Here is a 21,733-nt window from a genome sequence, read left to right on the forward strand (position 1 = left end):
CGCGGGCCTACTGTCGGCCATCGGGGCACCACGCTGCGTCGCCCTCCCGCCCCGCCCTGCCCGAGGCCCCGCCCGAGGAGAGACCATGCGATTCGGCCGCCTGGCGCTGGCCGCCGCCGCCCTGCTGCTGCTCACCACCGCCAGCGTCCCCGCCGGCACGCCGCTGAGCCAGACCGAACGGCACACGCTCTCCTCCGACGCCATCTCGCCCCGCGGCGCCGCCCCGCGACCGGTCGTCCAGCGTCCGAAGCACGAGCCCGCGTTCGGGGCCTTCGTCGGCTCCTGGGACCGGTACATCCCGCAGATCGGCCGCTACGCGCAGTGGCTGAACAACGCCAACCTGCAGGTCGGCCACACCTACCTGGCGGGCAACGGCTGGGCGGACATCGAGGGCGAGCCGGGGGTGCTCGGCACGTGGTCGCAGTGGCGGCTGGCCGACCCGTCCCGGATGCTCATCCTCGGCGTGCCGATGCTGGTCCCCAACGAGGCGAACGTGCCGGACGGCGAGGTGGCGAAACTGCTCGCCCAGGGCGCGCGCGGGGACTTCGACCGGCACTTCCTCAAGCTGGCCCGCCGGCTGGTGGCGCTCGGCGGCGCGGACACCGTGCTCACCCTCGGCTGGGAGATGAACGGCGTCACCTACACCCACCGCTGCAAGCCCGACCCGGCCGCGTGGAAGACCTACTGGCGGCGGATCGTCACGGTGATGCGGTCGGTGCCCGGGCAGCGGTTCCGCTTCGACTTCACGCCCAACCGCGGGTTGGACGCGATCCCGTGGACCAAGTGCTACCCGGGCGACGACGTGGTGGACATCATCGGCATGGACAGCTACGACCAGCCGGCCGGCGCCTCCTTCGACGACTACGTGCACGAGCCGTACGGGCTGCAGGACCAGGTGGAGTTCGCGGCCAAGCGCGGCAAGCCGGTCTCGTACCCGGAGTGGGGGCTGTTCCGCAACGGCGACAACCCGGAGTTCGTGCAGCGGATGGTGGAGTGGATCCGCACCCACGACACCGTCTACCAGACCGTCACCGACTACTGTCCGCACGGGTTCTGGCAGTGCGACCGGAACCCGCGGTCCAGCGCCCGGTTCCGGCAGTTGATGGCCGGCTCCCAGGGGGCGCCGGCCCCGGCCGTACCCGCGGCGCCCCCGGCACCGGCGGCGCCGGCGATGCCGTCCGCACCGCCGGCGCCGGCCGGTCCCTCGGCCTCTCCCGCCGGATCCCCCGCCGCCTCGCCCGCCACCCCGACGCCCGGAGCGACCGTGGCCGCCACCGGCACCGCGACCGGCGCGGCGACGGCTCCCGCGAACACCGCGGCGGCCACGGTGGCGGCCACGGCGGGCCCCTCCCCCAGCCCGTCGCCGACCGCCACGCCCGCACGGCGCTGAGCACAGCGCCGAGGGGGTGTCCGGTTCAGCTCCGGCGGCGGGCCAGCAGGGCCTCCTTCAGCTTCGGCAGCCGGGTGCTGAGCACGTGCACCGCGGCCTTCCGGGAGCGGACCGCGCCGCCCCGGACGGCCGCGGCGGGGGCCGGGCCCCGCGGACCGAACAGCAGCCGCTGGTTGGGCAGCCGGTCCGGCCGCCAGCGCTGCTTGTACGGCTCCTGGCCGCGGAGCAGGCCGAGCACCGGGATGCCCGCGCCGACCGTCTCGTCCAGGGCCGCGCCGAACAGCAGACCCGCGATGTCCAGCCGCTCGCGCAGCTTCGGGTGCGCGCCGTACAGGTAGAGGCCGCCGAAGGACGGGCAGAGCAGCAGCAGGTTGACGGCGACCAGCTCGCCGTCCAGCCAGTACTGGTGGACGGCGGCCCGGCCGGTGGCCACCAGTCCGGTGGTCGACTCGTCCAGGTGGCGGGCGAACCGCTCGGTGCGGTGCTCCGGGGTGACGCCGCGCTCGGACCACTGCAGGAAGTGCAGCCGCAGCAGCCCGTCCAGGGCCTCGGGCACCTCCTCCGGGGGTGTCGAGCGGACCTCCACGCCCGATTCGGCGATCTTGCGGAGCTTGACGCGGCTGCGCTGGGCGGTCTTGCCGGGGACCCGCTTGAGGATCTGCTCCATCGGGACGGCCGGCAGGTACTGGCAGAGCGAGTCGGTGAAGCGCCGGCGCCGGCCGCGCCAGTGCGCGAAGACCCGCTGGACGGCCGCCTCCGGGTGGACCTCGCGCAGGTCCAGACTGTGCCAGGGGCGGGTGAGCGGCAGCGCGGCGGCGAACTCGGCGGCGGCCCGGTCGGCGCAGGAGTCGTCGAGCAGGATGTCGGTGAAGTCGATCAGCCCGGCGCCGAGGCCGGTCAGGCCGCCCAGCGGGCCGCCGCGCCGCTGGAACGCGCCCGCGCCGACCAGTCGGCCGTCCCGGCGCACCAGGACCACCAGCAGGGCGCCGGGGCGGCCGTAGTTGCGCCACCAGGAGCGCTGCCAGACGGCGGCCTGGAAGAAGGTGGCGGTCCGGCAGCGGGCGACCAGGTCGTCCCACTCCTCGGCGAGGGTGTCCAGCGCGTCGTCCTCGCGGCGGAGCTCGGTGGTCCAGCGCGGGGCGCAGGCCTGGGCGGGGAACCCGGTGGTCGGGGCGGCGGCCTCGGTGCTCATCGTCCACTCCCGGCAGCGGTCTTGGTCCTGTTCTCCGTCGTGCCGGAGGTCGCCCCGGCGGCGGGCCCGGGCGCCGGGGCGGTGCCCTTCCCGCCCTCGGCCGCGGCCTTGCCGTCCGGCCTGCCGCCGGTCCCGGCCCCGTCCTTGCGGTCGCCCTTGTCGCCGGCCCCGTTCGCGTCCCCGCCCTCGGGCCGGGGCTCCGGCCCGGTGGCGGCCCCGCGCTCCGGCTCGGACTCCGGTTCGGACTGCGGTTCGGCCTCCGGCTGGGACTCCGGTCGGGGTTCCGATCGGGACTCCGCGGCGCGCGGGCGCGGGGTGGTCGGGGCGGGGGCCGCCCCGGCGACGGCCTCGGGGCCCTCGGCGGAGGTCCCGGCGGCCTCGGGCCGGCGGCGGGTCATCATCACCAGCGCGCCGATCAGGACGCCGGCCGCGCCCCCGACCGCCACGTCCAGCTCGGCCGAGGGGGTGGTCGGACGCTCGGGCTCGGCGGCGACCGCGAGCGGGACCAGCCGGACGCCGGTCTCCTTGCTGCTGCCGTTGGCGAAGGCGACCAGCGAGCGGGCCACCGCGTCGGCCGTCCGGACGGCCTCCTGCGGGTCCGCCCCGGTGCCGGTGATCTCGATCATGGGGGCGTCCGGCGAGGTGGTGCCGTGCACCAGGGCCTCCAGCTCGGACCGGCCGTGCCCGGTCTCGGCGGCGGCCGCCGCGAGCACCTGCGGCCGGCCGGCCAGCCGGCCGTACGCCTGGGCGAAGTTGACTGCCGTGGCGGCCTCCCCCGGGTTCTCCGACACCACGATCACGTAGGAGTCGGCGGCGTAGGAGGGGTGGGCGACGGCGGCGTACCCGGCGCCGGCGGCAGCACCCAGCGGCACCGCGAGGGCCACCGGCCACCAGCGGCGGACCAGGCGGCGGGCGCTTCGGCGCGGTTCGGTCATCGAGACTCCTTGGGTATGAGGGCCGCCCGGCCGGCGGCCCGACGACTGGGGGGCTGCCGGCTCAAGCGGGTGCCAGGCGGTCGTAGAGGGCACCGAGGTCGGCGGCCACCCGGACGATGTCGTAGTGGCCGACCGCGGGAGGCCGGGGCAGCGGGTCGGTGCTGTGGTCGTTGAGGTGGCGCAGCTCGCGCAGCGCGGTGACGTACGCGGCGGCGTCGGAGGGGATCCGGCGGGCCTGCGGGGCGGCGCTGGGCGGGAGTTCGTCCAGGGCCGGACAGGCGCTGTGGCGGACCGGGAGGCCGGCCGCCAGCCCCTCCAGCACGCCGAGTCCGAAGGTCTCCTCGGTGGAGGGGGCGGCCAGCACGTCCAGGGCGGTGAGCAGGTCGGGGACGTCGTCGCGCTCGCCGGTGAGCACCAGGCGGTCGCGGACGCCGAGTTCGACGGCCCGGCGCTCCAGGGCGGCGCGTTCGGGGCCCTCGCCGACCAGTACCAGCCGGGCGGCGGCGTCCAGTTCGGCGAGCGCCTCGACCAGCACCGGGAAGCGCTTGCCGGGGACCAGCCGGCCGACTCCGCCGACCGCCCAACTCCCCTGCGGCAGGCCCAGTTCGGCGCGAAGCCGGGCGCGGGTGGCGGCCCGGTCGGCGTCCGGGCGGCCGTAGCGGGCGGTGTCGATGCCGTTGGGGATCAGCTCCACCCGGGCCGGCGGGACGCCCCAGGCGTGCAGGGTCTGGGCGACCTGCCGGGAGACCGCGACGGTGGTGGTGCCGAGGCGCTCGGCTGCCAGGTAGAGGCCCTTGACGCCGCGGGTGACCGGGCGGCCCTCGATCACCCCGGCGTGCAGCGAGTGCTCGGTGGCGACCACGGCCCGGACCCCGGCCAGCCGGGCGGCCAGCCGGCCGTACAGCCCGGCCCGGTAGAGGTGGGTGTGCACCACGTCGTACCGGCCCGCCCGGATCAGGCGGGCCAGCCGGGGCAGCGCGCCGAGGTCCCGGTTGCCCCGCATGCCGAGGTGGTGGACGGTGACGCCCTCGGCGCGCAGGGCCTCGGCCACCGTGCCGGGGTTGGTCAGCGCGAGCACCTCGCAGCGCTGGTGCGCGGGCAGGTGCCGGAGCAGCAGTTGGAGCTGTCGCTCGGCGCCGCCGGAGGCGAGGCCGGTGACGATGTGCAGCACCTTCACCGGGCGGCCCTGCCGTGGCCCGCCCGCTCGCCGCCGGGGCGCTCGGAGCCGCGGCCCGTGCCGTCCGCCGGCCCGGCGGCGGGGAGGCGTCCCCGCGTGCCGCCGCCCTCCGCGGGCCTCCGGGCGGGGGTGCCGGCGTCGCCCCCGGGGCGCTGGTCGCCCTCGGCGGCGCGGCCCTTCGGCTCGGGGCGGCCCGCCGGTTCCGGCCGGGCGCGGGCGGCGAGGCGGGCACGGCGCAGTTCGGTGACGGTGTCGCGGAGGCGGTGCCGGCCGCGTTTGGCGCGCAGCCGCCAGGCGCCGTCGCGGTCGCCGACGTAGCAGCGCGGCAGGGCGTACCGGCCGGTGAGCGGGGAGTGGGCGATGGCGCAGGCGTAGTCGTAGCCGGCGTCCCGGACGGCGTGGGTGGCGGCCAGGTCGACGGCGCCGTACGGGTAGCAGAAGCCGGTGACGGGGCCGCCGACCACCTCCTCCAGGGCGCGGCGGCTCTCCCGGGTCTGGGTGGCGAGCACGTCCGGCGGAAGGCCCGGCAGGGCCCGGTGGCCGAGGCCGTGCGAGCCGATCTCCCAGCCGGCCGCGGCGAGGTCGGTGACCTCCTGGACGGTGAGCAGCTTCTTCCGCGGGCCCTCGGTGTCCCAGTCGTTGGCGCGGCCGAGCAGGTCGGCGACCACGTAGGCGGTGGCGGTGAAGCCGTAGGCCTGCAGGATCGGTACCGCGTAGCGGCCGAAGTCGGCGTAGCCGTCGTCGAAGGTGAGGCCGACCAGTTTGTCGTCCCGGCCCGCGGCCCTGGCCCGCATCAGCTCGCGGACCGAGACGCCGCGCCGGCCGCGCCGGTGCAGCCAGGCGATCTGCTCGGCGAACCGTTCGGGGCTGACGGTCAGCTGGTAGGGGTCCTCGTCCTCGACGGCCACCGAGTGGTACATCAGGATCCACGGCGAGGAGGTCTCCGGTGCGGGCGCCTCGGCGAGCGGGCGGCGGCTGCGGGGCAGCTGCGCCGGTGGTCGGCGGGTGCCGGTGCGCGGTGCGTCGGGGCGCGGGGCGTCGGCGTGCGGGCCGGCGGCCGCCGGCGCGGCGGGGCGGCGGACGCCCGACAGGACCGGCCGGACGAATCCCCGTTCAGCGTCCATGGGGAGGCTTCCCTTCATCGGCGACAGGAGACGGGCCCAGGGCCCGGGCTGCGGCGCGGACCGGTCCGCGCACCTCACGGGCGCCGAGGCCGGTGCCCAGGGCGGCGAAGGCCAGCGCCACGGTGAGACCCCCGAGCACGGTCGAGAGCAGGGGGTCGGCGGTGAGGCCGGCGACGGGGGTGCCGAGCGCCACGGCGCCGGCGGCGGCGGCCAGCAGCCGGGCGTGGCCGCCGAGGACCAGGCGCAGGCGCAGCGGGATGCCGCGCAGGACGAGGCCGTGCAGCAGCAGCGCGGCGGTGGCGGTGATGCCGACCGCGTTCGCGGCGGCCAGGCCGGGGGCGCCGAACCGGGGGGTGGCGAGCAGGCCCCCGACGACGGTGACGACCAGGCCGAGCGCCATGGCGGCGGCCGGGTACCAGTCGAGCAGTCGGCGGCCGCCGTCGTCGGGGCGCGGGTCGCCCGCCCGGCGGACCACCGGGCGGAGCGAGAAGTAGGGGCGGATCATCACGCCGATCAGTGCCTGGGCGGGCAGACCGAAGCTGTAGACCCGGATGATGGCGGCGGTGGCGGCGGTGTCCCGGGGGCCGAAGGCGCCGCGTTCGAAGAGCAGGGCCACCACCGACGGCGCGCAGGCGAGCAGGAAGGCGGTGCCGAGCAGGACGACGGCGGCCGCCTGGCCGAGGTCCTTCTCGACCCGGTCGCGGGCGGCGGTGAGGTCCCCGGCGGCGAGCGCCCGGGCGACCAGCGGGAAGGTGACGGTGCAGATCAGGATGCCGGCGGTCATGGCCAGCTGGGAGACCTTGGCGGCGTAGTTGAGGTGCGAGATGGTGCCGGGCGGCAGTTCGGAGCCGAGGAACCGCTCGATGAAGACCTGGGACTGCCGGGTCAGGGTGAAGGCGGCCACCGGCAGCAGGGCGAGCGGGATCAGCACCAGGGCGTTGCGGGAGCGGCGGCCGCGGCCGGGGCGGCCGTTCCCCGCGCCGGCGCGCAGCCCGCGCAGGAAGGGGACCACCAGCAGGCCGGCCATCAGCAGGCTTCCGGCGGCGACGCCGACCGCGGCGGAGCGGACGCCCCAGATCGCGTGGCAGCTGAGCAGGACGCCGAGGATGCCGAGGTTGTAGGCGACGTAGATGCCGGCCGGGGCGGTGAACCGGTGGTGGGCGCGCAGGGCGGCGGCGAGGTAGCCGGCCACCCCGAACGGCAGCACGGTGATCGCGGTGATCCGGGTGCAGGTGACGGCGAGTCCGGGGTTGGCCAGGCCGGGGGCCAGCAGGTCGACCAGCCAGGGGGCGCCGAGCGCGGCGCCGAGGGAGAGCGTGGAGAGCGCGAGCAGCAGCCAGGGCAGGGTGGCGCGGACCAGTTGGCGGACCGGGTCGGGGCCGTCGGGGCGCTCCTCGCGGAGCACCAGGGCGAGGGCGAAGGCGGGCACCATGAGGAAGGACATGGCGTCCTCGATCAGCAGCGGCGCCGCGGTCTCGGGGACGGTCCAGGCGACCAGGAAGGCGTCGGTGCCCTGGTTGGCGCCGAAGTAGCGGGCCAGCAGGAGGTCGCGGAGCAGGCCGAGGGCGGAGCCGGCGGCGCTGAGGACGGCGGTGACGCCGAAGGCCTTGGCGAGGAAGCCGCGCCGGGGCGGGGCGGCCGGGTCGCCGGCGGCGGGGTCGGCGGGCGCGGACCGCGGGGCCGGCAGGGCCGGGGTGAGCGCGGTGGGCTGGTCGGTGCTCATCGGGTGGCCGCCTCCGGGCCCCTGGGGCGGGCGGCTGCGGCGGCGAGGCCGAGGACCACGGAGGTCAGCACGGTGGTGGTGCCGCCGATGTCGGCGTAGAGGAAGTCGACCAGGACCCAGGTGAGCAGGGCCAGCGCCGCCAGGCCCGCGCCGCGGGCGTACCGGAGGCAGCCGAGGAGCAGGCCGAGGAAGAGCACGCCGTAGGCGACGATGCCGGTCAGCCCCTGTTCGCTGAGCACCAGGAAGTACATGTTGTGCGGGGAGAGCAGCGGTTCGCGCTGGAAGCCGATGGTGGCGTCGGCGGCGTCGCTGCCGGAGGAGAGCCGCAACGGGGCGTGGCTGTCGCGCAGTTGCTGGAAGGCCTTGGGGCCGGCGCCGGAGACGGGGTGGTCCTGCCAGATCCGGCCGGCGGTGGCCCACAGGTCGTAGCGGTCGGAGACGGACTGGTCGGGGGCCTCGGAGACGGAGCCGATCGAGCTGAGCCGGGCGGTCACACCGGAGCCGCCGAGGCCGAGGCCGCCGACCAGCAGGACGGCGGCGGCCAGGCCGAGGACGGCGCTGCGCACGGCGAGCCGGGCGTCGGCGCGCAGCAGCAGGACGGTGGCGCCCGCGGCGGTGGCGATCCAGCTGCCGCGGCTGAAGGAGACGGCGAGCGGGAAGACGAGGAAGGCGGCGGCCGCGAACAGCGCCCGCCGGAGCCGGGGGTCGCCGGCCGGGCCGCGTTCGCCCAGCGCGAGGGCGAGGGCGGCGAGCAGGCCGAAGCCGACCACGGTGGACATCGCCATGACGTCCAGGGCGCCGAAGGTGCCGACGGCGCGGATCGGCCGGCCGGTGTAGGAGGCGCCCGTGCCGGTGAGGAACTGGTGGACGCCGACGACGCCCTGGATCAGCGCGGCGGCCACGAAGGAGCCGAGCACGAGCCGCTGGTCGGTGCGGTCGCGCAGGGCGCAGAGCACGGCGGCGGGGACGAGCACGAAGACCTGGGTGAGCCGGACGAAGCCGGTGAGGCTGGTGGCCGGGTCGATCGAGCCGATGGTGGCGACGGCGGCGGCGGCCACCACCGCGCCGAACCGGACGGCGTCGGCGCGGGCGATCGCGGGGGTGCGGCCGCGCAGCAGGTTGACGGCGGTGAGGGCGACCAGGGCGAGCGAGGCGAGGTCGGCGGCGGTGACGTGGACGGCGGCCGCGACGTCCTTCTCCCCGGTGGGGACGCAGACCAGCAGGACGGTGGCGGCGGCGAGCAGGGCGGGGCGGTCCCTGAGGAGCGCCCCCGCGCGCCGTAAGAGGTGCGCGGGGCGGGGGGCTGCGGCAAGGGTCAGGGCCACGCTGGGTCAGCTCCCGTCCGGGTGGAGCATCAGCACCGCGGTGCGGCACAGGATCTTGACGTCCTGCCAGAGGCTCCAGCTCTCGATGTAGCGGTTGTCGAAGCGGGCCCGGTCCTCGATCGAGGTGTCCCCGCGCAGGCCGTTGACCTGGGCGAGGCCGGTGAGGCCGACCGGGACGCGGTGGCGGTCCGCGTACTCGGGGTAGGCCTGGCTGAACCGCATGACGAAGTAGGGGCGCTCGGGGCGCGGGCCGACCAGGCTCATGTCGCCGCGCAGGACGTTCCACAGCTGCGGGAGCTCGTCCAGGGAGCTGCGGCGCAGCAGCCGGCCGACGGCGCCCATCCGGTGGTCCTGGGAGATGTTCCAGCGGGTGGCGGACTCGTGCTCGTTGCTGGGCCGCAGGGTGCGGAACTTGAGGACGGTGAAGACCCGGCCGTCGAGCCCGGTGCGCTGCTGGCGGAAGAGCACGCCGGGGCCGGTGTCGAAGCGGACGGCGAGCGCGCAGAGGGCGAGGACGGGGGCGAGCAGCAGCAGGCCGAGGCCGGCGGCGGTGACGTCCAGGGTGCGCTTGGCGACCCAGCCGGGTCTGCGCATCGCCGCGCGGCCGACGCGCAGACAGGGGAACCCCCAGAGGTGGTCGGCGCCGACCAGCCGGCCGGCGCCGAGGGATCCGTACTCGCGCAGCGCGGGGACCAGCCAGACCTGGCAGCCGAGCCGGGCGGCGTCGCGCAGGGCGGCGGCGGTCTCGGCCTCGTCGGCGGCGCCGGCGGTGGCGACCACGTGGTGGATGCGGTGGCGGCGGACCTCGCGCTCCAGTGCCTCGCGGCCGCCGAACACGGGCAGGTCGGTGTCGCCGGCGAGCAGCGGCGGGTCGGGGTCGAGGAAGCCGACCGGGCGCATCCCGTACTCGCCGCGCTCGCTGAGGGCGGCGGCGACCCGGCGGCCGAGCCGGCCGGCGCCGAGCACCAGGACGGGGCTGGGGCGGCTGCGGCGGATCCGGCGGACCAGGTGGTAGAGCGCCGCGCGGGCGAGGACGGCGATCACCAGCTGGGTGCCGAGCAGGACGGTCAGCCGGGCCGGGGTGGCGGGGCCGGAGTCCGGCCAGCGCCCTTCGAGGCAGCCGGCCAGGGTGACGGCGAAGGCGGTGGCGACGCCGGCCCGGACGGTGAGTGCGGGCAGTTCGTCGAGGACGGACAGGGTGAGCCGGGTGCGGTAGAGCCCGCCGGCCAGGTTGACGAGGATCAGCAGCGGCAGCAGGGCTGCCACGCCGAGCAGCGGGGCGACCCGGACGGCCGGGTCGAGGGCGCGGTTGGCGATCCCGGTGGCGGTGCACAGGGCGAAGGCGTCGACGACGACCAGGGCGACGGGCAGGGCGATCCGGGAGCGGACCGGGCGGCGGTGGCGCCGGGCCGTCGGGGCGCTGCGGGTCTGGGCGGACCCTGCCGGGCGGTCGAGCAGCCCGGTGGCGGGCCGGCGCGAGCCGGACAGGGGCCGGCCGGGCCGTGGCACGCTGTCGTGGTCAATGGTCATCAGCGCACGAACTCCCCTGCTGTGTGCCCGGGGTGACGGCGGTCCGGCACCGGTTGGCCCGGGGCGGCCGTCCCGGCCCGGTGGGCGCGGTCCTGACTGCACCTGCTGCCGCTGGCGGCTTTCGGTTTTCTCGCGAATCCCCGGCGTGAAATCGAAATGGAGCAGGCAAAATCAGACAATACCGAACGCCGCCTTGAATGCCGGAAGTCGACTTGCCATTTCATTCCAGCCGCCCATTAATAGGTATTTCTGATTTCATGCCTCGCCCACAACCGGTTGAGGGTGCGAATACGACAGCGCCGGAACGGCGGGCATTCACGGCATGTGAAACGATCAGATCCGCTGCGGGACACGGGCGCGGCGACGTCCGGCCGCCGGACCGGCGCCCAGCAGATCCCGGTAGAGCGCGTCCACCTGTTCGACCACCGAGCGAACATCATGGCGAGCCGCCGCGTGCTCACGCAGGCGCGCGCCACGTCGCTCGCACTCGATCGGATCGGACAAGGCTTCGGCCATTCGAGTGACGAGCGCGGCGACGTCCTCCGGCGGCACCACCGCGGATTTCCGTTCGACCGGCGGCAGGCATTCCCGGGCCCCGGGGACGTCGGTCAGCAGCACCGGGCGGCCGGAGGCCATCGCCTCCAGCGGGGCCAGCGCCATGCCCTCCCAGCGCGAGGGCAGCACCACCAGGTCGGCCGCGGCCAGCCACGGCCGCGGGTCCGCGACGTCCCCGACCAGCCGGACCCGGGCCGGCTCGGCCGACTCCCGGACGACGGCGGCCAGCCTGGCCTCCTCCGGGCCCCCGCCGACCAGCGCCAGCCGGGCCGACGGCACCCGGCGCCGCACCTCGGGCCACGCGTCGAGCAGCACGTCCTGCCCCTTCTGGCGGCAGAGCCGGCCCACGCAGACCGCGAGCGGGCCGTCCGGCTCCAGGCCGAGCGCGATCCGGGCGGCCCGGCGCTCGGCCGGCGCGTAGTGGCGGACGTCGACGCCGTTGGGCACCACCGCCCAGTCGGCGTGCAGGCCCGCCGTGACACCGTCGGCCCGCTCCTGGACGGAGACGCAGAGCAGCCGGTGCGCCCAGCGCGTCGCGTAGCGCTCCCAGCGCAGGGTGGCGGCGGCCAGCGCGCCGTCCACGGCGGCGAAGGACCAGGCGTGCGGCTGGAAGACGGTCGGCACGGCGCCCCGGACGGCCAGCCGGCCGGCCAACCCGGCCTTGGCGCTGTGCAGGTGGACGATGTCGGGCGCGGCCGCCCGGACGATCCGGCGCAGTCGCCACGCCTCGGCGGCGGTGGCCGGGCCCGGCGAGCGCCGGGCCGGCCAGTCCTGGACCAGCGCGCCGACGGCGGCGGCCTCCTCGGCCAGCCGGCCGCCGCGCGGGCAGGCGACCAGCACCCGGTGGCCGGCCTCGCGCTGACCCCGGACGAGGTCGACCACGACGCGGGCGACCCCGCCGTCGACGGGCTGCGAAATGTGAAGGATCGTCATATGCACGGCGGCGAGCCTAGGGTGGCCGCACCGTGCCGCGGGGCCCTCGTCACCCGCACGTGGCGGCCGTCCACCCGTACGGCTTCCGGCTCGCACGGGTGGACGGATCCGTCGAATCCCCGAGCGAGCGGAAGGACGGTTCCGGCGGACCGGGGGCGCCCCTCCGCGGCGTCGCGCCGGGGGTCCGCGGACGTCGGGGTCAGCGGACCCCGGGGGTCAGCGGACCTCGGCGGCCAGGTTGGCCAGCACCTGGTCGTGGATCCGGTTCAGGCCCTTGGGGGCGAAGGTCCGCTCGAAGAAGCCGCCGATGCCGGTCGCGCCCTGCCAGGCGGCCGAGACGGTGACCTTCGACCGGCCCTCGCCGACCGCCGAGACCCTCCAGGTGATCACCATGCTGGAGTTGGCGTCCCGCTCCACCAGCTGGTCCGGCTGCGGCGCCGAGACGGTGAACAGGCAGTCGCGGATCCGCTTCTCGGTGGCCTGCAGCTTCCAGTGCACCTGGGTGCCCGCGCCCGTGCCGCCGACCCGGACCTCGTACTCGCTGTACTGCTCGGGCAGCAGCTTGGGGCGGGTCACCTGGTAGTCGGCCAGCGCCTCGTACACCCGCTCGGGCGCGGCGTCGTAGACCCGCTCGGTGGTGGCCTGCACCTGTCCCATGGTCGTGCTCTCCTCGTCAGGTCGTCCGGTGTGGTGGAGTCGCCCCGGCGTCCCGCGGCCGTCCGGCGTGGACGGTCTCCGGTGGCGCGCGATCGTCGGGGCCACCGGCAAGCCAACCACAGGAAGCCGGGCGCACCGCCCGGCGCCCTCCGTGCCGGGGGCGGGCATTAGGGTGGCAGACGTGCTCGATCAGGTGACAGCAGTGCGCTACGTCGACCCGCTGCGGTCCGGCGGGTCCGTTCCCGGCGTCGTGGAGACCGACGACCTGGGCACCTACGTGGTCAAGTTCACCGGGGCCGCGCAGGGCCGCAAGGCGGTCGTGGCCGAGGTGATCGTCGGCGAGCTGGCCCGGCGGCTCGGCCTGCCGGTGCCCGAGCTGCGGCTGGTCGACTTCGACCCGGCGGTGGCCGACGGGGAGCCGGACCCCGAGGTCCAGGACATCCTGCGGTCCAGCGGCGGACTCAACCTCGGCATGGACCTGCTGCCCGGCGCCCGCGACTTCAAGCCCGGCATGATCGACGTCGACCCCGCCCTGGCCGGTCGGGTCGTCTGGCTGGACGCGCTGACCGGGAACGTCGACCGGACCGTGCACAACCCCAACCTGATGGTCTGGCACGGCGGGCTCTGGCTGATCGACAACGGCGCCGCGCTGATCTTCCACCACCGCTGGTCCGCCGCCGGGGCGGCCGTCGGCAAGCGGTACGACCTGAGCGCCCACGCCCTCGGCGGGTACCGGCCGGACGTCCGGCTCGCCGACGAGGACCTCGGGCCGCTGGTCACCACCGGGCTGCTGGAGGAGGTGCTGGCGCTCGTCCCGGACGAGTGGCTGGCCGACGAGCCCGGCTTCGACTCGGTGGCGGCGGTGCGCCACGCCTACGTCACGCACCTGGCCGCCCGGGCGGTGCTCTCCCCCGAGTGGCTGCCGGAGGGGTTCTCCACCCCCGAGCAGCTGCACGAGGCCGAGCGCCGGCGGGCGGCCCGGACCAGGGCCGGCCGGCCCGCCTGGCTCCAGGACGTCCCCGACCTGCACGGCAAGCCGTCGGTGGAGACGGTCTGGGAGCACCACTTCGAGTGAGCGGCCCGCTGCCCGGCCGTCGCCGCCGGGCCGCCGGTGCCGGGCGGTCGGTGACGAGCCCCCGGTGCCGGGCGGTCGGACGGCGCGGGCCCGCGGAGGCCGGCCGGGCACGCGGAACGGGGGCAGGACTCGTGTCCCGCCCCCGTCGTGGGTTCAGATGCCGATCAGCGTGTCAGCTGCTCAGCGCCACCACTGGACCGCCTTCTCGGCGTTGATGATGCCGGCGCCGTAGAAGCCGTTGTCGTCCACGCCGCCCTCACAGGTGGCGGGGAACTCACCGGCGCCGCCCGGGTTGTACGGGCCGGACGGGCAGGCGTGCGACTCGGCCTGGTTGGTGAGCAGCTCGGTCAGCTCCTCCGGGCTGGCCCACGGGAAGGTGCCCGCCAGCAGCGCGAGGACACCGGCCGCGTGCGGGGAAGCCATCGAGGTGCCCTGCATGTAGCCGTACCCGCCACCCGGGATGGTGGACAGCACGCGGCCGTTCTTGTCCGGGGTGTCCGGGATCTGGTAGCGGCGGTCGCCACCGGGGGCGGCCACCGTGACCTTGTTCTTGCCGTAGCTGGAGTAGTACGACTTGTCGCCGTTGACGCCCACCGAGGACACCGAGACGACGCCGTCCAGCTCGGTCGGCAGGTTGAGGCAGTTCTGGTTGATCGGGCGCTCACCCGGCGTGGTGTCGTCCGGGCTGGCGACGTCCTTCGTCTTGTGGGCGAGGTCGATGTTCTCGTTGCCCGCGGCGGCGACGTTGAGGACGCCCTTGCGCTGCGAGAACTCGACGGCGCGGCGGACGGCGGTGGTGATCGCCGCCTGGTCGGCGTCCTCCTGGCAGTTGAACATCCACGGGTCGACGAAGTAGCTGTTGTTCGTGACCTCGAACTTGTGCTCACCGGCCCAGACGAAGCCGCAGATGGCGTACTCCGGGTAGATGAAGCCGCCGTCGTCGACGACCTTGACCGCGGCCAGCTTGACGTTCGGGGCGACGCCCTCGATGCCCTTGCCGTTCTTGGCGGCGGCGATGGTGCCGGCCACGTGGGTGCCGTGGGCACCGTCCACGCCGGGCTGCCAGGCGTCCCAGGCGGTGTTCGGCTTGCCGCCGTCGATGCAGGAGACCGACTTGGAGGCGTCCACGTTGGCCGCGAGGTCCTCGTGGCTGCCGTCGATGCCCGAGTCCAGCACGCCGACGGTCACGTTGCGGCTGCCGAGCGACAGCTTGTGGGCCTTGTCGACGCCGATCTGACGCATGTCCCACTGGTTGGCCCAGTAGGGCTCCTCACCGGCGGCGGGGGCGGCGGCCGGCGCGGCGGCGACCTCGGCGGTCCGGTCCTCGGAGGCCGTGATGCCCTTGGTGCGGCTCGCACCGACCGACTCGACGCCCTTGGCCTTGCGCAGCTTGGCGGCGAACTGGGTGTCGGTCGAGCGGGCGATCACCACGCCGATCTGCTCGTAGGAGTACACCACGGTACCGCCGAGGCCCTTGACGGCGCTCTCGACCTTCTGCACCTGGCCGTGGTTGGCCTTGGTGTTGACGACGTAGCTGAGCAGCGGACCGGTCGTCGACTCCGCCCCGGCGGCGAAGGCGGTGCCGGCCGGCAGCGCGAGGGCGCCGGCGGTGGCGAGGACGACGCCCACCGCCGCGAACCGGGTCCGGCTGATCCGAGGAACACTCATAGGGGTTGGCCCTCCCGAGTCGTCATGCAACTGCGGTCGGCAGGTGCATTGGAATGATCGGGACGCTAGTGAACAAGTGTTGCAATCCGCAAGAGGTAGTCATCTAATCGTCACAAGTCGGCCACTCGTGGAGGGTAGGACTCCGCTTCCGGGGGCCGGACGGACGATCGGACGACGGCGGAGCACACGGGCCGTCGGCGCGCGATCCTATCGGCGTCGCGCAGAATGGATACAGGGGTCCGGGGCGGCCGGTAGCGGCCACACCGGAACGCCCGGCCGGGTGGCGGGATGTGGCCAGCCGGGGCGGGCGGCGCGGGGGCGGGGACGAGCGGGACGGGGACGTGGGCGAGCGGGGCGGGGCGGGCGGGAACGCGGGCGCGGGACCGATCGGGCAGACGGACGGGCAGGGGGAGCGGTGGGCCTTCGGGCAGGGGGACGGGTGGACTTAGGGGCGGGGGGCCGGACGGGTGGCCCGTCAGAGCGCGTACAGCCGCCTGGCGTTGCCGGCGGCGACCATCCGGGCGAGGCGCCCGGCGTCGGCCGCGGTGCAGGCGCCGTCGGCCCGCCAGCCGTCCAGCAGGGTGCCCAGGCCGTGCCGGAACTGCGCCGCGCCGACCAGGTACAGCTCCGGCAGGCCGTAGGCGTCGGTGGAGAAGAGCAGCTTGCCGAACGGCACCAGCTCCAGCATCTCGCCGAGCACCGCCGCCACCCGGGGCCCGACGTAGGAGGCGGTCAGCCCGAGGTCGGCGTGGACCAGCGGGAAGGCGTGCGCCAGCCAGGCCGCCTGCCGGTGGTACGGATAGCCGTGCAGCAGGACCAGCGGGACCCCCGTCGGCTCGGCGGCCCGGACGAAGTCCGTCAGCAGCGAGGGGTCGGCGCGGTGCAGGGTGAGGTCCGGATCGCCGAAGCCGGTGTGCAGCTGGAGCGGCAGGCCGAGGTCGGCGCAGACGTCCAGCGCCGTCCGGAGCAGGTGGTGCAGCAGCACCCGGTCGGTCAGCCGGCCGCCCCCGGCGCGCAGCCACTCCCCCGCGGCGGCCGTCACCGCGGCCGGACCGGGGCGTTCGGCGGGCACCGCCAGCCCGGTCCGGTAGGCCACCACCGACTTGACCGCCACGGCCCCGGCGGCCGCGGCGGCCAGCGCCTCGTGCACCGCCCGCGCCCAGTCGCCCGCCGGGGCCGCGACCGCCTCGGCGACCCGCTCCAGCCGGACCACCTCGCGCACCCGGGCACCGGACGCCGCGGCGAACCCTCCGAGCGGCAGCAGCGGACGGCCGGCGGCGGCGGTCAGGCCGGTGTCCACCAGGCAGGTGTCCAGCCCGGCCGCCGCCAGCAGCAGGCGGGTCGCCTCCGGCGCGCCGAGCTCGCGCCGCCGGGCCAGGTACTCCTCGGCCGGCGCGTGCGCGGGCAGGCCGAGCGCGGGCGGGCACCAGCGGCGGACGGCGAGGCCCAGCGCGCTGTCGAACGGCGAGGTGCCGGGTGCGGGCGGGCGGTCGGACTCGGTGAGCAGCCCCGCCAGCTCGTCGTCGGCGAGGTCGGCCGCCAGCACGCTGTGGCAGTGGTGGTCGACCAGCGCGGGGACGTCCGGCGGGGGCACGGGTCAGTACCGCCAGCGGGTGGCCGCCACCAGCTGTTCGGGGGCGGCACCGGCGTACTGCTCGACCTCGGCCCGGCGGACGGCCAGCACCGCCTCGTACAGCGGCTCGCCGAGCGCCTCGCGGAGCAGCGCCGACCGCTGGTAGGCGGCGAGCGCCTCGGCCGGGCCGGCGGGCAGCCGGGGGACCGCACCGGGCTCGGCCTCCGCCGGGTCCCCGGTGAACTCCGGTGGCAGCGCGAGCCTTTGGTCGAGCCCGGCGAGACCGGCGGCGAGCACCCCGCCGAGCGCCAGGTAGGGGTTGGCGGTGGCGTCGAAGCACTTGATCTCGGCGTTGGCGGCGGTGGAGCGCTCGCCGGTGGAGCCGGTGACCAGCCGGAGCGCGGCCTCCCGGTTCTCCAGGCCCCAGCACTGGTAGGCGCCGGCCCAGTGCGAGGGGACCAGCCGGAGGTAGCCGGCCGGGCTGGAGGAGCCGAGCACCAGCAGCTCGGGCAGCGCGCCGAGCACCCCGGCCAGGAAGCCCTCGGCCTCGGCGGTCAGCCCGTGCGGGCCGGGGCCGCCGCGGGCGAGGTTCCGCCCGTCGCGCCAGAGGCTGAGGTGGAGGTGGCCGCCGTTGCCGACCGAGCCGGCCACGACCACCGGGGCGAAGGAGGCCCGCAGCCCGTGCCGGGCGGAGACGGCGCGGACGGTCTGCCGGACCAGCACCGAGGTGTCGGCGGCCTCGACGGGGCCCTCGGGGGCGACCGAGACCTCGAACTGGCCGGCCGCGTACTCGGGGTGGATCTGGAGCACGGCCAGCCCCTGCTCGGCGAGGGCGCGGAGCAGGTCGCGCAGGTACTCGGAGAGGTCGGTGAGCCGCTGCATGCCGTAGGCGGGGCCGGCCGTCGGGAACCGGGGCTCCTCCTCCGGCGGGCCGGCCAGCGCGACCACCCACTCGACCTCGATCCCGGCCTTCAGGCCCAGCCCGCGCTCGGCCGCCGCCGCGACCATCCGGCGGGCGAAGAGCCGCTGGCAGCCCGGGTGCGGGGCGCCGCCCTGGGTGTACCGGTCGCCCGGCGCCCAGGCCCAGCCGGGCTGGGCGGCCAGCGGGACGAGGCGGTCGACGTCGGGGTAGAGCCGCAGGTCTCCGGTGGGGCCGCCGATCAGCCGGCTGGAGACGATGGTGTCGTCGGCCAGGAAGACGTCGAAGCAGGGTGCCGTGCCGACGCCCCACTGCGCCGCGTGCACCAGCCCGGTCAGCGGCACGGCCTTGACCCGTGCGATGCCCGCGTTGTCCACCCAGGTGACGGCCACCGCCTCGACCCCGGCGTCCCGCAGCCGCCCGACCGCGGCCCGGGCCCGCTCCCCGCGCTCCGCGCGATCGGCCCGCGGCGGCAGCGCGACGCCCGCCGGGCGGCCGGCCTCCTCTTCGGCCGTCTGCTCGGCGGCGGGCTCGCCACGACCCGTGGCCACGGTTCCGGTGCTCATGCCCCCATGCTGCCCGGCCCCGCCACCTCGCGTAACTCCCCTATCGAGTGGTCCGAACGGACGTCCGTCCACTCCGTCACCCGTTCCGGCGACATGGGGGGCGCACCCGGCGCACGGCCGGCCGGCCCCGAATTGCCCGCCGCCACCCCCTTCCTACCGGTCGGTAGCTTCGCTACAGTGTCGGCACGCACCACCGCCGGGCTTCGGGAGCCGCACCGGCGGGGAGCGCCGACCGTCGTGCGGGTCCGCACGGGGCGGGCGGCGCCGGGACGGTGTGTTCACCCACCGGTCGTTTCCGCGGATCGCGGACGAAGACCGGGGTTTCTCTCTTCTTCTCTTCTCTGCTTCAGAGTCGCTTCCTTCACCCCGAGCGCCTGAGTACCACGGCACACCCGCAGCACCGCCGGAGCGGACCGGCGGCTGCGCGGTGGCCGCAACCGTCTTCTCCCCCTCCCCGCGCACGGACCCTCCTCCGCCGGCGCGTCCGCCGGAGCGCGCGCGGGCCACCCATGACAAGGAGTCAGGACAGATGGAGCGTCCCTTTCCCACGGTCGCCGTGGTCGGCCTCGGCACGATGGGTGCCGGCGTCGCGGTGGCGGTCGCCAGGAGCGGCCGCCGGGTGATCGGCATCGAGGCGGGCGAGGAGCAGGCCGCCCGGGCCCTGGCCCGGATCGAGGAGGCCACCGCGTACGCGGTGACCCGTGAGCGGCTCACCGCCGAGGAGCGCACCGGGCTGCTCGCCCTGATCTCGGTGGGCCACGCGCTGGAGGCGGCCGCCGGGGCCGACCTGGTGATCGAGGAGGTGCCCGAGCAGCTGGAGCTGAAGCGGGAGGTCTTCGCCGAACTGGACCGGATCTGCCCGCCGGAGACGGTGCTGGCCACCGGCACCACCGCGCTCTCGGTGACCCGGATCGCCGCCGCCACCTCCCGCCCGGAGCGGGTGCTCGGCCTGCACTTCTTCAACCCGGTGCACACCATGAAGCTGGTCGAGGTGGTCCGCACCGTGCTGACCGACCCGCAGGTGGCCGAGGACGCCGCCGCCTTCGCCCGGGAGCTCGGCAAGGAGCCGGTGGCCGCCGGGGACCGGGCCGGCTTCGTGGTCAACGGACTGCTCTTCGCGTACCTGAACCAGGCCGCCGCGATGTACGAGTCCAAGTACGCCACCCGGGAGGACATCGACGCCGCGATGCGGCTCGGCTGCGGCCTGCCGATGGGCCCGCTGGCGCTGCTCGACCTGATCGGCGTGGACACCGCCCGGACCGTCCTGGAGGCCATGTACGAGCAGTCCCGGGACCGGCTGCACGCGCCCGCGCCGATCCTCGGCCAGCTGGTCGCGGCCGGGCTGCTGGGCCGCAAGAGCGGCCGCGGCTTCTACACCTACGAGGCCCCCGGTTCGTCCCGGGCGGTCGACGCGGCCACCGGACCGGCGCAGCCCGCGGTGCCGGGCCGGGAGGTGCGCACGGTCGGCGTCTGCGGCTCGGGCACCATGGCCACCGGCATCGTCGAGGTGTTCGCCAAGGCCGGGTACCCGGTGCTGCTGGCCGCCCGCAGCCAGGAGAAGGCGGAGAAGGCCAAGGCGCAGCTGGCGCGGTCGCTGGAGCGCTCGGTGACCCGGGGCCGGCTGAGCACGGAGCAGCGGGACGCGGCGCTCGCGCTCGTCACGCCGGTCGGTCAGTACGGCGAGCTGGCCGAGGTCGACCTGGTGGTCGAGGCGGTGGCCGAGGACCTGGCGGTCAAGCGCGAGCTGTTCGCCACCCTGGACAAGGTCGTCAGGCCGGGCGCGGTGCTCGCCACCACCACCTCCTCGCTGCCGGTGATCAGCTGCGCCTCGGCCACCTCGCGGCCGCAGGACGTGGTCGGGATGCACTTCTTCAACCCGGCGCCGGCCATGAAGCTGGTCGAGGTGGTGTCGACGGTGCTGACCGCGCCGGACGTCACGGCGACCGTGCTGGAGCTGTGCGCGAAGGTGCGCAAGCACCCGGTGGAGTGCGGGGACCGGGCCGGGTTCATCGTGAACGCGCTGCTCTTCCCGTACCTGAACGACGCGGTGCGGATGCTGCAGGAGCACTACGCGACGGTGGACGACATCGACACCGCGATGAAGCTGGGCTGCGGCTACCCGATGGGCCCGTTCGAGCTGCTGGACGTGGTCGGTCTGGACGTGTCGCTGACCATCGAGCAGGTGCTGCACCAGGAGTTCCGCGAGCCGGGCCTGGCGGCGGCGCCGCTGCTGGAGCACCTCGTGGCGGCCGGGTGCCTGGGCCGCAAGACCGGCCGCGGCTTCCGCGACCACGCGCGCCGGTGACCACGCAGCCGTCCTACGGGCAGCCGGGCCAGCCGCCGCCCGGAGCGGACCGGTCGGCCTGGGGCCCGGGCGCGGTGTCCGCCCGCTGGCCCAGACCGGCGGTGACCGGCCCGGTCGCGCCGGTGCGCCGGGGAAGGCCCGCTGCCCCGGCCCCCGGGACGTGTAGCGTTCCGGCCATGGATCGGGTTCAGTCAGTCTCCCCGCAGCAGTCCGTCCTCCCGCGCGACGCCCGGTCGGCCGGTCAGGCGGGCCAGGAGGGCGGCCCGGGCAGCCGCCGCGCGGCGGCCCAGCGGCAGCAGATGCGCCAGGACCTGGCCACCGCCGCCATGGAGCTGTTCGCCTCGCAGGGCTACGAGGAGACCACGGTCGACCAGATCGCCGCGGCCGCCGGGGTGGCCCGGCGGACCTTCTTCCGCTACTTCCGGTCCAAGGAGGAGGCGATCTTCCCGGACCACGACGACACCCTGGTCCGGGTGGCCGACCTGCTGGCCAGCGCCGAGCCCGAGGAGCACCCGCTGGACGTGGTCTGCCGGGGCATCAACGAGGTGCTGCGGATGTACGCCTCCACGCCCGCGGTGTCGGTGGCCCGGTACCAGCTGATCCGCCAGGTGCCGGCGCTGCGCGAGCGGGAGATCGCGGTGGTGGCCCGGTACGAGCGGCTGTTCACCCGTTACCTGCTGGGCCGGTTCGACACCGGCCAGGAGATCCCGACGGGCTGGCAGCGCGGCGGCGAGGACGACTCGATGCTGGCCGAGGTGTCGGCGGCGGCGGTCGTCGCGGCGCACAACCACGTGCTGCGGCGCTGGCTGCGGGCCGGCGGCCGGGGGGACGTCGAGGCGCAGCTGGACCACTCCTTCGAGGTGATCCGGCGGACCTTCTGGGCGTCCAACGAGCCGGGTGCGCGCCGGCGCGGGACTCTGGTGGCACCCGGTGCCAGTGGGGCGGGGCCGGAGGCGATGGCCGCAAGCGCACTGAGTGCCAGCCCGGGAGGTGAGGTACTCATCACAGTGGCCCGCACCGACGCCCCGCTGGACGTGGTGGTGGACTCGATCAGGGCCGCCCTGGAGGCCGCCCGGCAGTCCTGAG

16 protein-coding genes are annotated in these 21,733 nt (G+C 75.9%); 4 read left to right on the forward strand and 12 right to left on the reverse strand.

From position 1 onward, the window contains the following. The first annotated feature begins 85 nt into the window (after positions 1–85). Positions 86–1,390 carry a glycoside hydrolase family 26 protein gene (locus tag AC067J_RS29950; protein ID WP_478304413.1) on the forward strand — a complete coding sequence of 435 codons (1,305 nt, stop codon included), beginning with the start codon at positions 86–88 and terminating at the stop codon, positions 1,388–1,390. A gap of 25 nt (positions 1,391–1,415) precedes the next feature. On the opposite strand, the gene AC067J_RS29955 is transcribed toward AC067J_RS29950, so the two are convergent. The 9 genes from AC067J_RS29955 to AC067J_RS29995 form a co-directional block, all read right to left on the reverse strand. Beyond that, positions 1,416–2,582 (reverse strand): GNAT family N-acetyltransferase, encoded by a 1,167-nt coding sequence (locus AC067J_RS29955; protein WP_478304415.1) that lies wholly within the window; start codon positions 2,580–2,582, stop codon positions 1,416–1,418. Then, a complete protein-coding gene (locus AC067J_RS29960) occupies positions 2,579–3,517 on the reverse strand; it encodes a YveK family protein (RefSeq protein WP_478304417.1) in 939 nt (312 codons plus the stop codon). Before AC067J_RS29960 ends, AC067J_RS29955 begins: the two co-directional genes overlap by 4 nt. A 61-nt stretch (positions 3,518–3,578) precedes the next feature. After that, a complete protein-coding gene (locus tag AC067J_RS29965) occupies positions 3,579–4,694 on the reverse strand; it encodes a glycosyltransferase (RefSeq protein ID WP_478304419.1) in 1,116 nt (371 codons plus the stop codon). Further along, on the reverse strand, positions 4,691–5,818 hold the full coding sequence (locus tag AC067J_RS29970) for a polysaccharide deacetylase family protein (protein WP_478304421.1): 1,128 nt from the start codon (positions 5,816–5,818) through the stop codon (positions 4,691–4,693). Before AC067J_RS29970 ends, AC067J_RS29965 begins: the two co-directional genes overlap by 4 nt. Continuing rightward, positions 5,808–7,541 (reverse strand): lipid II flippase MurJ, encoded by a 1,734-nt coding sequence (locus AC067J_RS29975; protein WP_478304423.1) that lies wholly within the window; start codon positions 7,539–7,541, stop codon positions 5,808–5,810. The genes AC067J_RS29970 and AC067J_RS29975 overlap by 11 nt, the downstream gene beginning before the upstream one ends. Beyond that, a complete protein-coding gene (locus AC067J_RS29980) occupies positions 7,538–8,866 on the reverse strand; it encodes an O-antigen ligase family protein (RefSeq protein WP_478304425.1) in 1,329 nt (442 codons plus the stop codon). The genes AC067J_RS29975 and AC067J_RS29980 overlap by 4 nt, the downstream gene beginning before the upstream one ends. Before the next feature lie 6 nt (positions 8,867–8,872). Further along, complete coding sequence (locus AC067J_RS29985) at positions 8,873–10,396, reverse strand: exopolysaccharide biosynthesis polyprenyl glycosylphosphotransferase (RefSeq protein ID WP_478304427.1); 1,524 nt, start codon at positions 10,394–10,396, stop codon at positions 8,873–8,875. Between the two features lie 333 nt (positions 10,397–10,729). Then, positions 10,730–11,884, reverse strand: a complete 1,155-nt coding sequence (locus AC067J_RS29990; RefSeq protein WP_478304428.1) for a glycosyltransferase — start codon at positions 11,882–11,884, stop codon at positions 10,730–10,732. A gap of 216 nt (positions 11,885–12,100) precedes the next feature. Further along, positions 12,101–12,541: an SRPBCC family protein gene (locus AC067J_RS29995; RefSeq protein WP_478304430.1), complete on the reverse strand. Its 441-nt coding sequence runs from the start codon at positions 12,539–12,541 to the stop codon at positions 12,101–12,103. A gap of 181 nt (positions 12,542–12,722) precedes the next feature. On the opposite strand from AC067J_RS29995, the gene AC067J_RS30000 reads away from it, so the two are divergent. Further along, on the forward strand, positions 12,723–13,616 hold the full coding sequence (locus AC067J_RS30000; RefSeq protein ID WP_478304432.1) for a HipA family kinase: 894 nt from the start codon (positions 12,723–12,725) through the stop codon (positions 13,614–13,616). Positions 13,617–13,796: 180 nt separating this feature from the next. Here the strand turns inward: AC067J_RS30000 and AC067J_RS30005 are convergent, their stop codons facing one another. The 3 genes from AC067J_RS30005 to AC067J_RS30015 form a co-directional block, all read right to left on the reverse strand. Further along, complete coding sequence (locus tag AC067J_RS30005) at positions 13,797–15,284, reverse strand: S8 family peptidase (protein WP_478304434.1); 1,488 nt, start codon at positions 15,282–15,284, stop codon at positions 13,797–13,799. Positions 15,285–15,759: 475 nt separating this feature from the next. After that, complete coding sequence (locus tag AC067J_RS30010) at positions 15,760–16,878, reverse strand: amidohydrolase family protein (RefSeq protein WP_478304436.1); 1,119 nt, start codon at positions 16,876–16,878, stop codon at positions 15,760–15,762. Between the two features lie 3 nt (positions 16,879–16,881). Then, positions 16,882–18,342: a type I glutamate--ammonia ligase gene (locus AC067J_RS30015; RefSeq protein WP_478304438.1), complete on the reverse strand. Its 1,461-nt coding sequence runs from the start codon at positions 18,340–18,342 to the stop codon at positions 16,882–16,884. A gap of 529 nt (positions 18,343–18,871) precedes the next feature. Between AC067J_RS30015 and AC067J_RS30020 the strand changes: the two genes are divergently transcribed. Then, a complete protein-coding gene (locus tag AC067J_RS30020) occupies positions 18,872–20,647 on the forward strand; it encodes a 3-hydroxyacyl-CoA dehydrogenase family protein (protein ID WP_478304440.1) in 1,776 nt (591 codons plus the stop codon). A 176-nt stretch (positions 20,648–20,823) separates the two neighbouring features. Continuing rightward, the gene (locus tag AC067J_RS30025; protein WP_478304442.1) at positions 20,824–21,732 is read left to right on the forward strand and encodes a TetR family transcriptional regulator; all 909 of its coding nucleotides are present in this window, start codon (positions 20,824–20,826) and stop codon (positions 21,730–21,732) included. Position 21,733 lies beyond the last annotated feature (1 nt).

Source organism: Kitasatospora sp. NPDC042419 (genome assembly GCF_056437345.1).